Genomic DNA, 14888 nt, shown 5'->3' on the forward strand with positions numbered 1-14888 from the left:
CACGATCATGTGGGACATGTTCAAGGCTGAAATGCAGCGCTTCCGCATCTGGGCGATCGCCTATGCGCTGCTGCAACTGGTGATCCTCGGGTTCATGACCCGGGTGGTCGATCTGGCCCAGCAACCGCGGCTGGTCTACGAAGTGCTGGGCGGCGTCTACGGCGTCACCGGATTGCTGCTGGGCCTCTACCAGATGGGCGGCTATCGCAAGTCGAACACCTGGATGAACCTGCTGCACCGGCCGGTTCCGCACGGCAGGCTGGCGCTGATGCTGTGCGGCGCGGGCGCGGTGCAACTGGCGGTGGCGATCGTGTTGCCGCTGTGGGTGCTGGCGGGCTGGCAGGAATTCATGACCGCGCGCGTGATCGATCATCGCCACCTGCTGCTCGGGGTGTCGGCCTGGTTGATCGCGGTGTGCGCGTATCTGGCCGGCGCCTACGCGATGCTGGCCAACCGACGCTACGGCTACAGCGGCCTGGCCCTGTTGTCGTGGCTGGCGTTCAGCCAGGCCAGCGGGCTGGGCGCGATCGCGGTGCAGTTGATCCTGCTGGCGATGCTGGCGGGGATGGTGTGGGTCGCCTTCAAACCGGATCTGGGAGCCGCGCCGCACACCGCGCCGCGCACCTTCTTCACCGCCGTGCCGTTGCAGCTGGCGATGTGGATCGCGCTGGTGATGGTGGGATTCGGGGTGGAGTTCCTGTGGATCGCGCAGGGTTCGCACCCCAACAACGCGCCGGTGCCGATGGCCGGCGGCGAGAAGGAGTCCGAGAACGCCGAGGGCAAGGATCTGATGGTGATGGGCCTGAAGGGCAGCCGCGATCCGCAGGCGCCGCTGTGGCGCGAACAGGCGCAGATCTCGGAGGTGTTCCCGTTCGGTCCCGGCCTGCGCGCCACGCCGGTGCGCAACGAGCTGACCAACCTGGTGCCGATGGAATTCGACGACGACCAGAACCGCATCCGCTGGGTGTTCAGCCATGACCGCATGCGCCTGGAAGGCTACAGCCTGGTCGATCGCCGCGGCGTGGGCGAACTCGGCGTGGACGGCGACGCGCCATTCCCGGAACCGGTCATGCCCGGCCCGGAAAACAGCCTGATCTCGCAGAGCCGCATCTACCAGTACGACAGCGACCAGAAGCGGGTGGTGCCGCGGATGCGATTGCCGGCGGGGGAGCGCATCACCGGCTATGACCGCGTCGGCGACGATCTGGTCCTGCTCAGCGATCGCGCCGCGTACTTCTACGACGGACGCGACCTGGTCGGCAGCGATGGCATGCTCACCCCGCGCCAGCGCCTGGCGATCCCGGGCCGGGTCGGCGACCTGTACCGGGCCGATGCGATCGAACTGCTGGACGGCTATCTGGTGTCGTTCCTGTTCAGTCGCCAGGCCCACAACGCCGAAGGCGCCGCGCCCTACCAGCAGATGATGCGCATCGATGACCGCGGCGTGGCCACGGCGGTGATGCGGCGCGACCTCAAGAGCGGTTTCCCGCCGCTGTGGCGCTACCAGAACTGGTTCACTTCGCCGGTGATCTACGAACTGCAACGCGCGGCCAGCCGGTTGTTCGCGGGGTTCCAGATCGTCAACGACACCGCGCGGCCGTCGGTGCCGCGATCGGTGTGGATCACCGCCGGCGTGCTGATGCTGCTGTCGCTGCTCGGCGGCGTCTGGTGGACGCGCCAGACCGATCTGTCGCGGCCCGCGCGGCTTGGCTGGATCCTCGCCTGCGGCGTGCTCAGCCTGCCGGCGCTGATGAGCCTGCGCCTGATCCACCCGCGCCGCGAAGTGCTCGCGCCGCAGCTCCTCGCGCGACCCGCCCTGGCCTGAGTTTCCGCATCCGTCCCTGGCCGGTTCGCCGGCCGGACCCTGGAGAATGCCCATGAACAAGTCACCGCTGCCGATGGCGGCGCCGCGTCCGCGCGCGCCCGCAACGTCCCCGTCCGTCCTTCGCAGGCTCGCATCGGCGCTGCTCCTCGTCACCCTCTGCGCCGCGGCGCGCGCCGACGAGGACGCCGATCTCCGCGCCGCGGTCGCGGCGGAACGCGCGCGTCCGGTGGCGCCGACGTTCGCCCGCGTGGACTTCATCGCAAGGCCCGTCCTGATCGGCGCCTGGCTGTCGCCGGACGGCCGCCGGATCGCCTACCTGAAGGACGAGGGCGCCAATCGCGGGATATGGCTGCTGCCGACCGCGGGCGGAACGCCGCGACGGGTGCTGGTGCACACCGACGCCAGCGAGTTGTCGTGGTCGCGCGACGGTCGCTGGCTGTTCCTCGCGTCGGCGCGGCAACTGTATGCGCTGGCGGTGGCCGGGCAATCCGGCTCGGGCGCGATCGACCGGCTGGGAGGCACCTGGGAACGCCGCTTCGTCGGCGTGGATCCCGCTTCGCCCGCCGCCGCGTTCGTGCTTGAAAGTCCTCCACCCGCGTCGCGCCAGCCCCGGCGCTGGCGGATTCAGCGGGTTGACGTGAAGGGCGCGCGGACGCAGGTGCATGAGGACAGCCGCGAGATCATCGATTTCGAAGTCGACCCGATGGGCCGGTTGGCCTACCTCACCCGGCTGGAGGGCGAAGCGCACGTGATCCTGCGCATGGACCAGGGACGCGCGCGGCCGGTGCTGCGCTGCGAACGCCTGCAACGCTGCTCGATGCTGGGCACGCGTGATCAGGGACGCATCCTGCTGCTCAATACCGACGCCGGCGCCGATCTCGGTCGTCTGGCGCAGCTGGATCCGGACGGGCGACTGACCACGCTGCACGGCGATCCGCGCGGCGAAGCCGACCTTTCGCAGGTCACGCGGGATCCGGTGACCGGCGAGCCGCTGTTCGCCAGCTACCGCAGCACGGTCGCCATGGATTATGGCCTGCAGGCGGAAGCCAGCCGGTCGCTGGGCGTGCTGCGGCAACGCCTGCCGGATCGCGATCTCCGCATCGAGGTCGGACGCGGCGCGGGCGCGCGCTGGCTGGTGCACGAGCGCGCCGCTTCGCTGAAGGGCGAGCGCCTGCATGTGTACGACCCCCGGACCGGTGAACTTCGCGAAGTGCTCGGCGATCTGGGTTTCCGTCATGACCGCACCGCCGTGCGGCGACTGCCGGAGTCCGCGATGGCGCGCAAGATCGCTTTCAGCTGGCGCGCCTCCGATGGCATGCGCGTGCATGGTTTCGTGCTGGTGCCGCCCGGCGTGGACGCCGCCCGCGCGCCGCTGGTGGCCAACGTGCATGGCGGTCCGTTCAACCTGTTCCGGCCGGAGTTCAGCGGGCAGTCGCAGATGCTCGCCAATCGCGGCTACGTGGTGTTCGAACCGAACTTCCGTGGCTCGACCGGGCACGGGCGCCGTTACCTGTTCGCGGGCAACGGCGATTTCGGCAACGGCCGGGTGCAGCAGGACATCGTCGAAGGCGTGCGCCACCTGCTGGCGCAGGGCATCGGCGACGGCGAGCGCGTCGGCATCCTCGGCGCTTCTTTCGGCGGCTATTCGGCGCTGCAGGGGGTGACCTTCCAGCCGGATCTGTTCAAGGTCGGCATCGCCGCGGTGCCGCCGGCGGATTTCGGCTGGGTGCTGCGCTGGTATGCCGGCGGCCGGGACCAGATGACCCGGGGCGTGCCGATGGCGGCGACCATGCGGATGCTCTCGCTGGATCCGGCCGACGCCAGGGTGATGGAGCGCCTGCGCGCGCAGTCGCCGATCGCCAACGCCGCGTTGCTGCGCCGGCCGGTGCTGCTGCTGGCCGGCGCCGATGACGAACGCGTGCCCATCCGCAGCGTGCTGCACTACGCCGCGCAACTGCAATCGCTGGGCAAGGACGTGACCCTGTTCGTCGATGCCGAGGGACGCCACCAGCTGGTCAACCCGGTCACCCGCGAAGCCTATCTGTACCTGGTCGAGGCGATGCTGCATCGGCACCTGGGCGGACGCGCGCCATTGCCGCCGGATGCCGGGCTGCGCGAAGCGCTGCGCAGGAACCTGCGCCTGGACGACGAGCAACTGCGGCCACGATGACGTCGCTATACTCGCGCGCTCTCGGGGAGGACGCGATGAAACAGGCGGGATGGCGGGTTGCGGCGATGACGTGGACGGGTGCGTGGCTGTTGCTGCTGGGCATGCCGGCGATGGCGTTGCCGGAGCGCGCGGACGGCGCCGTGCGCACCCTGCCCCCGCAGGTGCGCGAGGACGTGAACGCGATCACCCTGCAACTGCTCAAGGTGCAGGACGCCGACGTGGAGCTTTCCTGTCCCAAGGCGGTGGAGAACGCCCGCTGGGGCGTGGAGACGATGCTGGAGGTCGGCGAACGCAATCTCCAGGACGGCTACCTGGGGCGCGCGGACTACGATCGCATGGCGGCGCCGTTGAAAACGCGGCTGGAAACCCTGACCCTTGCCGACTGCGAGAACGCCGCCGGCGCGCGCCGCGAGTTCTACCGCTGCATGTCGAGCGACTACAACCATGTGATGGCCTGCGCCGCGGCCCACGAATAAGCCGGTCTTCGCGCACATCTCCGCATCCCGCACTGGCCGGATCCGTGCCCCGGCGGGTACCCGGTGTGTTTATACCGATCTAAAATCATCGGCTTCACCACCAAAGAAATACCAATCGCGGGATTGGTGCATCGCACGATGCAAACGTGACTTCGTTGCGTAATCTGACAGCGCTGTCATCACTGGCGGGGAAAGTTGTTCCGGTGAGTGATGCCGCGATTCCGCCCATTCGTGCGCAGGAGAGCCGCCGGAACCCGCGATAGGCCCGCGACGCCTTCGCGCTCCCCGGAAGCCCGTTGCGCCACGATGCGCCCACCATCGCCACGGGAGTCCGTAGTGGAATTGTCCTCGCTCGATATCGGTATCGTCCTGGCCTATCTGGCCGGCATCTTCATCCTGGCGCAGTGGGTGTCGCGCGAGAAGGGCGGTCATCAGAAGGACGCCAAGGACTACTTCCTGGCCAGCAAGTCGTTGCCGTGGTGGGCGATCGGCGCGTCGCTGATCGCGGCCAACATTTCCGCCGAGCAGATCATCGGCATGTCCGGATCCGGCTACGCCATCGGCCTGGCCATCGCGTCCTACGAGTGGACGGCGGCGCTGGCGCTGCTGGTGGTCGGCAAGTTCTTCCTGCCGGTGTTCCTGCGCAACGGCATCTACACCATGCCGCAGTTCCTGGAGCAGCGTTACGGCACCCGCATCCGCACCCTGATGGCAGTGTTCTGGCTGCTGCTGTATGTATTCGTCAACCTGACCTCGATCATGTGGCTGGGCTCGATCGCGGTGAGCCAGGTGACCGGCATGGATCAGATGCTGGCGCTGACCCTGCTGGGTGTGTTCGCGCTGGTGTACCAGCTGTACGGCGGCCTGAAGGCGGTGGCGCTGACCGACATCGTGCAGGTATCGCTGCTGATTCTCGGCGGCCTGCTGGTCGCCGGCCTGACCCTCAACCAGCTTGGTGACGGCGCGGGCATCGTCGCCGGCTTCCAGAAGCTGTGGTCGCAGCATCCCGAACATTTCGAGATGATCCTCAGCAAGGACAATCCCTTCTACAAGGATCTGCCCGGCCTCAGCGTGCTGATCGGCGGCATGTGGGTCATGCACTTCAGCTACTGGGGGTTCAACCAGTACATCATCCAGCGCGCACTGGCCGCCAAGGACATCGGCGAGGCGCAGAAGGGCATGCTGTTCGCGGCGTTCCTCAAGTTGCTGATGCCGGTGATCGTGGTGCTGCCGGGCATCGCCGCGGTGATGCTGGCGCCGGGACTGGACAAGCCCGACCAGGCATACCCGACCATGATGCGCCTGTTGCCGACCGGCATCCTCGGCCTGGTGTTCGCCGCGCTGGTGGCGGCGATCGTCGCGTCGCTGGCTTCCAAGATCAACTCGGTGGCCACGATCTTCACCCTCGACTTCTACGCCAAGTCGAAGAGCAGGCCAAGCGAGGCCAAGCAGGTGAAGGTGGGCCGCATCGCCGCCGCGATCGCCGTGCTGCTGGGCATCCTCGCCGCCAGGCCGCTGCTGGGCAGTTTCGATCAGGGCTTCCAGTTCATCCAGGAATTCACCGGCTTCTTCACCCCGGGCATCGTCGTGCTCTTCCTGCTCGGCCTGTTCTGGAAGCGCGCCAACGAGGCCGGCGCGCTGGCCGCCGCGCTGGGTTCGGTGCTGTTGTCGGCTGCCTTCTTCTGGGCGCAGAAGACCGGCGTCTACCTGCTGCCGTTCATGGACCGCGTCGGCATCGTGTTCATCGCCGCGCTGGTGCTGGCGGTGGTGGTGTCGTTGATGACCGCGCGCGCCGAGGGCAAGGATTTCATCCGCACCGACGACATCGACTACCGCACGCCGGGCATGTTCAACATCGGCGCGGTGGGCGTGATCATCATCCTGTTCGCGCTGTATACGATCTTCTGGTGATCCATCGGCCGGGTTTCACCGGCCGATGAATGGGAAGCACCGGACCTTGAACCCGCTTCGCGGGCGAATGCGGGGTTCTCGCCGCGACCGGCGTCGCTCCCGCCTGATTCGGAGCGGCGCCTTCAGCGCCTGCGGCGCGGCGCGGCGATGGATTCGCGCAGCTCCAGGGTGTACTGGATCGGCACCATCCGGCCCGCGTCGGGATCGCGGATGCTGTTGAGCAGTTCCAGGGTCGCGACCCGGCCCATGTCGCGGGTCGGCTGGCGGACGGTGGTCAACGCCGGAAAGATGTGCCGCGAGATCGGCGTGTCGTCGAAACCGCAGACCGACAGATCGCGCGGCACGCTCAGTCCGCGCAGGCCCGCCACCCGGATCACGCCGGCGGCGGTGTCGTCGTTGGCGGCGAAGATGGCGGTCGGCGGATCCTTGAGATCCAGCAGCTGGTTGGCGCCATGCACGCCGGATTCGAAGGTGAACTCGCCGTCCACCACCAGATCCGGATCGAACGCGATGCCGGCGCGCTCCAGCGCGTCGCGGTAGCCGGCGAAGCGCCAGGCGCAGGCGCCATGCGCCTTGTGTCCCTTGATGTGGCCGATGCGGCGGTGGCCGAGCGCGACCAGTTCGGCCACCAGATCGCAGACCGCGGCATGTTCGTCGACGGTCACCCCGATGCGGCCGCGGCGGCTGCGCGGGGAGATGCTGGCGAACGGAATCTCATGCTCCTCCAGCTGCGCCAGCAGCACCTTGTCGTCGGTGAGCGGCGGGATCAGCACGACGCCATCCAGGCCGAAATGCTCGACCAGCGAAGTGATGTCGGCCATGTAGCCGCGCTGGCCGAAAGTGACCGGGGCCAGCACCAGGGTGTAGTGCTGCGCCCGGCATGCCTCCAGCACGCCGCTCTGGATCTCCATCAGGTAGTTGCGCGACGGATTGTCGTAGGCCAGCGCCACCACGTAGGAACGCTGGCCGGCCAGGCTGCGCGCCGAGGGATTGGGGCGGTACTGCAGGCGGGCGACGACTTCCTCGACCCGGCGCCGCGTTTCCTCGCGCACGTTCGGCTCGTGATTGAGCACGCGCGACACCGTCTTCATCGAAACGCCGGCGGCGGCGGCCACGTCCTCGATCCGAATGCGCATGGCGCTGGGGTTCCTTCACCTCTTCCAGGGCGTCATTCTGCCAGAGCGCGCGGCATGCGCCTTGCGCGCCGCGTCACGGTGCCTGCGGCGTCCACACGAACGTGGCCAGGCTGCGCGCCGGCAGGGTATAGCGAAGGGTGTCCTCGCCCTGGCCGACCGAGAAGCGGCGGGCGCGCCGTCCCGAATTGGTCACCAGCAGCACCAGCGAGCCATCGTCCTCGTTGCGGAATGCCACGTGGTCCAGATCGCCGCCTTCGCCCTCGGAGGCGATCCGGCGCGCGCCCGGGCGGACGAACCGGCTGGCATGCGCCAGCGCGTAGTACTCGTCGGTGCGGCTGACCGCGCCGGTCCGGCTGTCGATCGTCACCACGCCGCGGCAGGTGTCGCAGCCGCCGGCGTGGGGGCCGCCGTCCTGGTCCAGCGCGAGGTTCCAGAACAGCACGCCGCGCGCCCAGTTGCGGGTGGCGCCGATGATCTGTTCGCGCGCCTGCAGGGTCAGGCCGCCGCTGATGATCGGCTCCCAGTCGCCGCCGGAGCACTCGGTCAGGTAGGCGTCCTTGCCGGGGAACGCCTCGTGGACCGGCGTCTGTGCCTCCACCTCGCCGCCATAGCAGTGCCAGGCGATCGCCGACACGTACTTGCCCGCGGCCGGATCGTTCAGCACGCCGAGCGGCTCCTGCGGCTTGTCCCAGTTATGGTCCCAGTCGAAGATCTGCGGCGCGTCCTCGCGGGTCGCCAGCAGCGGTCCCAGGTGGTCGCCGATGAAGCGTGCCCGCGCCGGCGCGTTCAGGCGCATGCCGGGATAGTCCTTGGGTTCGAAGTCCGGTTCGTTCTGCACGGTGAGGGCGAAAATCGGAATGCCCTCGGCGGCGTAGGCATCGACGAACTTCACCAGGTAACGGGCGAACGCGTCGTAGTACTCCGGGCGCAGGGTGCCCTGGATCAGGCTGTTGTTCGACTTCATCCAGGCCGGCGCGCTCCAGGGCGAGGCCATCACCTGCAACCGCGGATTGATCGCCAGCGCGGCGCGGGTCACCGGCACCACATCGCCGCGATTGGGTTCGATGCTGAAGTGCTTCAGTTCCGGATCCGGCTGCCGGTCCGGCGGATCGTCCAGGCTGTAGTGGTGGCGCGAAAAGTCGGAGGCGCCGATGGTCAGGCGGGTGAAGCTCAGGCCCAGCCCGTCGTTCTCCCGACCGAACAGTTCACGCAGCAGCGCATCGCGCTGCTCCGGTGACATGCGGTGCTGGATCAGCCAGGCGGAGGAATCGGTGATCGAGGCGCCGAAGCCCACCATGTGCTGATAGCGCTGCTGCGGATCGACCTCGATGTGGATCCGGCGAGGGGACTGATCGCCAAAGGCCACCTCCGGTTGCGCCTGCAGCGCCTGGCGGTGATCGCTGGTGGTGATCCAGACCCGCGCCTGCGGCCCGGCATGCGCGACGCCAGCCAGGCCAGCGGCGAGCAGCGTCGCCAGCAGGACGGAGGAGGCAAGCGGCTTGCGCCACCGGACGGTCGTCTTCATGGAGTTGTTCCTCGGTTCGGGATGGCGAAAAAACCGCCAGATGTCCGCGCACTTTCGATGCTGCGCTGCAGCGATCACGACGATCACCGCCGGCCATGCGCCAACAATGACGGCAATTGCCGACTGGATGCACGCCGCTGTGTTGACAAGTCACATTGAGCGACAGTATGACAGCGCTGTCAATACAGGCTGGAGAGGGCCGCATGACACACCACGCACACACTCCGGGCACCGCCGGCGCCCACCTTCGCTTCGCCCCCCGCAGACAACTGCTCGCCTCCGCCTGCGCGCTGGCGCTGGTGTCCTCGTTCGCGGCCCATGCCCAGGATGCGCAGCAGGAACAGGCCACTGGGACGCAGCAGAACCCGGACATCAGTACCCTCGACAAGGTGCAGGTGACCGGCATCCGAGGCAGCATCGCGACCTCGATCGACACCAAGAACGAATCCAGTTCGATCGTCGAGGCGATTTCCGCCGAAGACATCGGCAAGCTGCCGGACGTGAGCATCGCCGAGTCGATTGCCCGCCTGCCCGGCCTGGCCGCGCAGCGCGTCAATGGCCGCGCGCAGGTCATCGCCATCCGCGGCCTTGCCCCGGACTTCGCCGCGACCCTGCTCAACGGCCGTGAACAGGTCACCACCGGCGACAATCGCGGCGTCGAGTTCGACCAATATCCGTCCGAGCTCATCAATGCGGTGACCGTGTACAAGACCCCCGATGCCAAGCTCATCGGCCAAGGCCTTTCCGGCACCGTCGACCTGCAGACCATCCGTCCACTCGAATACGGCCAGCGCCGGATCGTGATCAACGCCCGTGGCGAAAAGAACTCCTTCGGTCGCTTGAACTCGGGTGTCAGCAACAGCCTGGGCAATCGCTTCAGCGCCTCCTACATCGACCAGTTCGCCAACAACACCATCGGCATCGCGCTGGGTTACGCGCACCTGGACTCGCCGTTCCAGGAGAAGCACTACAAGGCCTGGTGGTGGGGTGGTTCGGCCGACTGGTTCCCGGCCGATGGCATTCCCGGCAAGCCCGCGGGCGCGGAAATGCTGATGGGCGCGGAAGCCTGGGCGCGTTCCAGCGACCAGATCCGCGATGGCCTGATGGGCGTGTTCGAGTACAAGCCCAACGAGAACTTCCACAGCATCCTGGATCTGTACTACTCCAAGTTCGATCAGAAGGAGACGATGCGCGGCATCATGTGGAGCCAGGATCCGTGGACCGGCAACGGCGTCTCCATCGCCAATCCGTCGGTGGTCCGGCGCGGCAACGTGGATATCGTCACCGGCGGCAACCTGAGCAACATCGAACCGGTCGTCCGCAACGACTACAACCGGCGCCAGGACGACATGTTCTCGGCCGGCTGGAAGAACATCTGGCACTTCGCCGACAAATGGACGGCCCAGGCCGACCTGAGCTACTCCACCACCGAGCGCGAGCAGAGCATCGCCGAGACCTACGCCGGCCTGCAGACCGTGGGCGCCGGTGGCGTCGTCAGTCCGGTGCTGGACACACTGAGCTACAGCTCGCCACTGAGCTCGGAGTTCGCCCGCTTCTCGTTCGGCCGCAACTATGGGGATCCCTCCGCCGTCGTGCTGAGCGATCCATCCAACTGGGGCCGCGACGGCCGCATCGAGACCCCGCATCTGGAGGACACCATCAAGGCGGCCCGCTTCGAGTTGCGTCGCGACTTTGAATCGGGTCCGTTCACCGGTGTGGAAGTTGGCGCCAACTTCAGCCGTCGCGAGAAGGAAAAGGTTTCGACGGTCTACTACGCCAATCTCAAGAATGGACGCACCCCGATCACGGTCGGAAACGACGTGCTTGTCGCTCCGACCAATCTGGGTTTCGTCGGCATTCCGCACGTGCTGGCATACGACGTCAACGACGCGTTGAGTCGTTACTACGACATCACCCTGCGAATGGATCAGAACGATTTCCAGAAGGATTTCTCGGTGCTGGAGAAGGTCAAGACCTTCTACGCCAAGCTGGATATCGATACCGACCTGGGCGAGCGCGTTCGCCTGCGCGGCAACGTGGGCGTGCAGTACATCAAGACGGATCAATCCTCCCGTGGTTTCAACGTCGCCAGCGTCGACAATCTGGGTGGAGTATCGGCCGGTACCGACTATGACGACGTACTGCCCAGCCTGAACCTGGTGGCGGATTTCGGCGAAGGCTGGTTCGTGCGCTTTGGCGCGGCGAAGACACTGGCACGGGGGCGCATCGACGACATGCGCGCGGCTTCCAATGCCAGCGTGAACGCCACGGGTCCCGACGCCGGGCGCTGGAGCGGCAGCGGCGGCAATCCTTACCTGGAGCCGTGGCGCGCGAAGGCGGCGGATCTTTCGTTCGAGAAGTATTTCGGCCCGGCCAGCTACGTGGCGCTGGCGCTGTTCTACAAGAGCCTGGACAACTACATCCGTCCGGATACGGTCGAATATGATTTCTCCGGCTATACGAATCCGGATCCGACCATCGTGCCCATTTCCAACATCGGCACCTTCACCACGCCGGTGAACGACAAGGGCGGCTACCTGCGCGGCGCCGAACTGAGCACGGCGCTGGACTTCGGCATGTTCGCGCCGGTCCTGGATGGCTTCGGTGCGCAGTTCAGCGCGTCGTACACGGAGAGCAACATCAATCCGAGCAACACGACCTCCACCGTCGCGGCGCTCAACCGCCTGCCGGGCCTGTCCCGCGATGTCGCCAACCTGACGCTGTACTACGAAAAGAACGGTTTCTCGGCACGTGTCAGCGAGCGCTACCGCTCCGAGTTCCGCGGCGAGATCTACAACCTGTTCTTCTCGCGCGCCTACACCACGATCCTGGCCGACCGCCAGACCGATCTGCAGCTCAGCTACGAGTTCCCGGACGGCAGCAACATGGCGGGCATGTCGTTCCTGTTCCAGGTCAACAACCTGACCAACTCGCCCTACCGCACCGTGCAGGACTCGGAGTTCGGTGGCGGCGCGAGCCAGCCGCTGGAATACAACGAATACGGTCGCCAGTTCATGTTCGGCGTGAGCTACAAGTTCAACTGATGAAGTCCCGCCGGCGGCGTTCAGCGAGCGCCGCCGGCGGCCGATGCTGTGCACGGCGGAGCGATCCGCCGTTTTTTTCTTTGAACCGTCCGGAGGACAAGACGTGAAAATCCGTGATATCGCGCTCCTGAGCGGGGTCTGCCTGGCCATGGGACTGGCGGCCTGCGCCAGGCAGGAACCGGCCACCACCGATCAGAAAGCCGCCGAGCCGGCGAAGCTCGCCGACTGGCCCCGGTTGAAGAGCGCCGTGGCGCAGGATCCGGCGCTGGAGGCGCGTATCAAGGAAATCCTGGCGTCGATGACGCTGGCGCAGAAGGTCGGGCAGATGACCCAGGCGGAAATCAAGTCGATCACGCCCGAGGAAGTCCGCAAGTACTACATCGGTTCGGTGCTCAACGGCGGCGGTTCGTGGCCGGCCAAGAACAAGCACGCCGACGTGAAGGACTGGCTGGCCCTGGCCGACGCCTATCACGCGGCTTCGATGAGCACCGATGCCAAGATTCCGGTGCCGATCCTCTGGGGCACCGATGCCGTGCACGGCCACAGCAACGTGTTCGGCGCGACCATCTTCCCGCACAACATCGGCCTGGGCGCCGCGCATGATCCGGCGTTGATCGAGAAGATCGGCGCGGCCACCGCGCAGTCCACCCGCGCCACCGGCATCGGCTGGGCGTTCGCGCCGACCGTGGCGGTCGCGCAGAACGCGCGCTGGGGCCGCACCTATGAAAGTTATTCCTCCGAGCCGGCGCTGATCCGCGAATACGGCGCCGCCTACGTCAAGGGCATGCAGGGCACGCTGAAGGGCGATGGCGACGTGATCGCCACCGCCAAGCACTTCATCGGCGACGGCGCCACCGACAACGGCAAGGATCAGGGCAATTCCACCGTGCCGCTGGGCGACATGATCAATGTCCACGGCCAGGGCTACTACGGCGCCATCGAAGCCGGCGTGCAGACGGTGATGGCGTCGTACAACAGCTGGAACGACGTCGCCGCCGGCAAGGACTACGGCAAGATGCATGGCGCGAAGGATCTGCTGACCGGCGCGCTGAAGGACAAGATGGGCTTCGACGGCTTCATCGTGTCCGACTGGAACGGCATCGGCCAGGTGCCCGGATGCAGCAATGCCAGCTGCGCCGCGTCGATCAACGCCGGCATGGACATGATCATGGTGCCGGACGACTGGAAGGCGTTCATCGCCAACACCATCCAGCAGGTCGAGAGCGGCGAGATTCCGCTGGCCCGCATCGACGACGCGGTGACCCGCATCCTGCGGGTCAAGCTGCGCGCCGGCCTGTTCGAGCGCAAGCCGTCCGACAGCCCGCATGCGGGCAAGCCCGAATCGCTGCAGCACCGCGAACTGGCCCGCCAGGCGGTGCGCGAGTCGCTGGTGCTGCTGAAGAACGAGAACGCCGCGCTGCCGCTCAAGCGCAACCAGCGCGTACTGGTGATCGGCAAGAACGCCGACAGCGTGCCGAACCAGGCCGGCGGCTGGTCGCTCACCTGGCAGGGCACCGACAACGGCAATGCCGATTATCCGAACGCGGACACGCTGCTGGCCGGCATCCGCGAGGCGGTGGGCGATGCCAACGTCACCGTCCGCGAATCGGCCGAGGGCGTGGATCCGGCCAGCTTCGACACCGTCATCGCGGTGATCGGCGAGACGCCCTATGCCGAGATGATGGGCGACATCCTGCCGTACCAGACCGTCGCGCACAGCCAGCGCCATCCGGAGGATCTGGCGGCGCTGAAATCCGCCGCGGCCACCGGCAAGCCGGTGGTCACGGTGTTCCTGTCGGGACGTCCGCTGTTCACCAACGACCTGATCAACCTGTCGAGCGCCTTCGTCGCCGCGTGGCTGCCGGGCACCGAAGGCAAGGGCGTGGCCGACGTGCTGTTCGCCGGCGCGGACGGCAAGCCGGCGCACGATTTCCGTGGCCGCCTGACCTTCCCGTGGCCGGGCGACGCCTGCCCGGCGCCGTCGAACCATCCGGATCCGAAGAAGCCGGCGCAGTTCGGGCTGGAATACGGCCTGTCCTACGCCAAGCCCGGGCAGGTCGCCAGGCTGCCGGAAGCCCTGCCGGCCACCTGCGGTGAAGCGACCACGGTGGCGGTCTTCAACCTCGCCGATGCCGCGCCGTATGCGCTGCACCTGTCGGCGGCGGGACAGGATCGCGCGTTGGGCGCGGACCTCAACCAGACCGTCGAATGGCCACAGGACAAGCCGGCGCTGCGCGTGCGCACGGTGCAGGTCAACACCCAGCAGGACGCCAAGGAAGTCACCTGGCTGGCGCCGGCGCGCTTCTATGCGCGCAGCGCGGGCGGGACCAGCATGGCCTCGATTGCCCAGGACAAGGGTGCGCTGCTGTTCGACGTGAAACTCGCGCAGGCGCCCAAGGGCAAGGTCACCCTGCGCTTCGGCTGCACCCAGGGCTGCGGCGAAGGCATCGACCTGGCGCCGCTGCTGTCCGCTCACAAGCCCGGCGAGAAGCACACCGTCAAGGTGCCGCTGTCCTGCTTCGCCGACCGTGGCGCGAACCTGGGCGGCATCGACATGCCGTTCGCGATCGACGCCGATGCGCCGTTCTCGGCGGCCTTCACCAACATCAAGGTGGTGGCCGGCGCGGCGGCGGATGCCGATGCGGTGAAGTGCGGCAAGACGGGCGGCTGATGGCGGCAGGCGATCCATGGCGCAAACGCGCCATGGAGGGATGAACGCATCGACGGGGGCAGGCGTTTCGCCTGCCTCCGTTCTTGTTTGTGGACCGGAGGGAACCTCTGGCGCAGGGTACGGTCAGTCC

Annotated in this window: 8 protein-coding genes; 6 read left to right on the forward strand and 2 right to left on the reverse strand. The window is 67.2% G+C overall.

All coding sequences use genetic code 11. The features are described 5' to 3' along the window. Positions 1-7 precede the first annotated feature (7 nt). From ACTHN1_RS12000 to ACTHN1_RS12015, 4 genes are all read left to right on the forward strand, one after another. Positions 8-1825 (forward strand): hypothetical protein, encoded by a 1818-nt coding sequence (locus tag ACTHN1_RS12000; protein WP_440471170.1) that lies wholly within the window; start codon positions 8-10, stop codon positions 1823-1825. Positions 1826-1877: 52 nt separating this feature from the next. Further along, positions 1878-3995: a S9 family peptidase gene (locus tag ACTHN1_RS12005; RefSeq protein WP_440471171.1), complete on the forward strand. Its 2118-nt coding sequence runs from the start codon at positions 1878-1880 to the stop codon at positions 3993-3995. A gap of 65 nt (positions 3996-4060) precedes the next feature. Beyond that, the gene (locus ACTHN1_RS12010) at positions 4061-4471 is read left to right on the forward strand and encodes a hypothetical protein (protein ID WP_440471172.1); all 411 of its coding nucleotides are present in this window, start codon (positions 4061-4063) and stop codon (positions 4469-4471) included. Positions 4472-4807: 336 nt separating this feature from the next. Then, on the forward strand, positions 4808-6382 hold the full coding sequence (locus ACTHN1_RS12015; RefSeq protein ID WP_440471173.1) for a sodium/sugar symporter: 1575 nt from the start codon (positions 4808-4810) through the stop codon (positions 6380-6382). Positions 6383-6504: 122 nt separating this feature from the next. Here the strand turns inward: ACTHN1_RS12015 and ACTHN1_RS12020 are convergent, their stop codons facing one another. After that, complete coding sequence (locus ACTHN1_RS12020; protein ID WP_440471174.1) at positions 6505-7518, reverse strand: LacI family DNA-binding transcriptional regulator; 1014 nt, start codon at positions 7516-7518, stop codon at positions 6505-6507. 73 nt (positions 7519-7591) lie between these two features. Continuing rightward, positions 7592-9043 (reverse strand): glycoside hydrolase family 30 protein, encoded by a 1452-nt coding sequence (locus tag ACTHN1_RS12025; protein ID WP_440471175.1) that lies wholly within the window; start codon positions 9041-9043, stop codon positions 7592-7594. Between the two features lie 203 nt (positions 9044-9246). Between ACTHN1_RS12025 and ACTHN1_RS12030 the strand changes: the two genes are divergently transcribed. Beyond that, positions 9247-12087: a TonB-dependent receptor gene (locus ACTHN1_RS12030; protein WP_440471176.1), complete on the forward strand. Its 2841-nt coding sequence runs from the start codon at positions 9247-9249 to the stop codon at positions 12085-12087. A gap of 103 nt (positions 12088-12190) precedes the next feature. After that, the gene (locus ACTHN1_RS12035) at positions 12191-14758 is read left to right on the forward strand and encodes a glycoside hydrolase family 3 N-terminal domain-containing protein (protein ID WP_440471177.1); all 2568 of its coding nucleotides are present in this window, start codon (positions 12191-12193) and stop codon (positions 14756-14758) included. Positions 14759-14888: the final 130 nt, after the last annotated feature.

The sequence above is a fragment of the Pseudoxanthomonas sp. genome, assembly GCF_051953815.1.
Taxonomy (GTDB): domain Bacteria; phylum Pseudomonadota; class Gammaproteobacteria; order Xanthomonadales; family Xanthomonadaceae; genus Pseudoxanthomonas_A.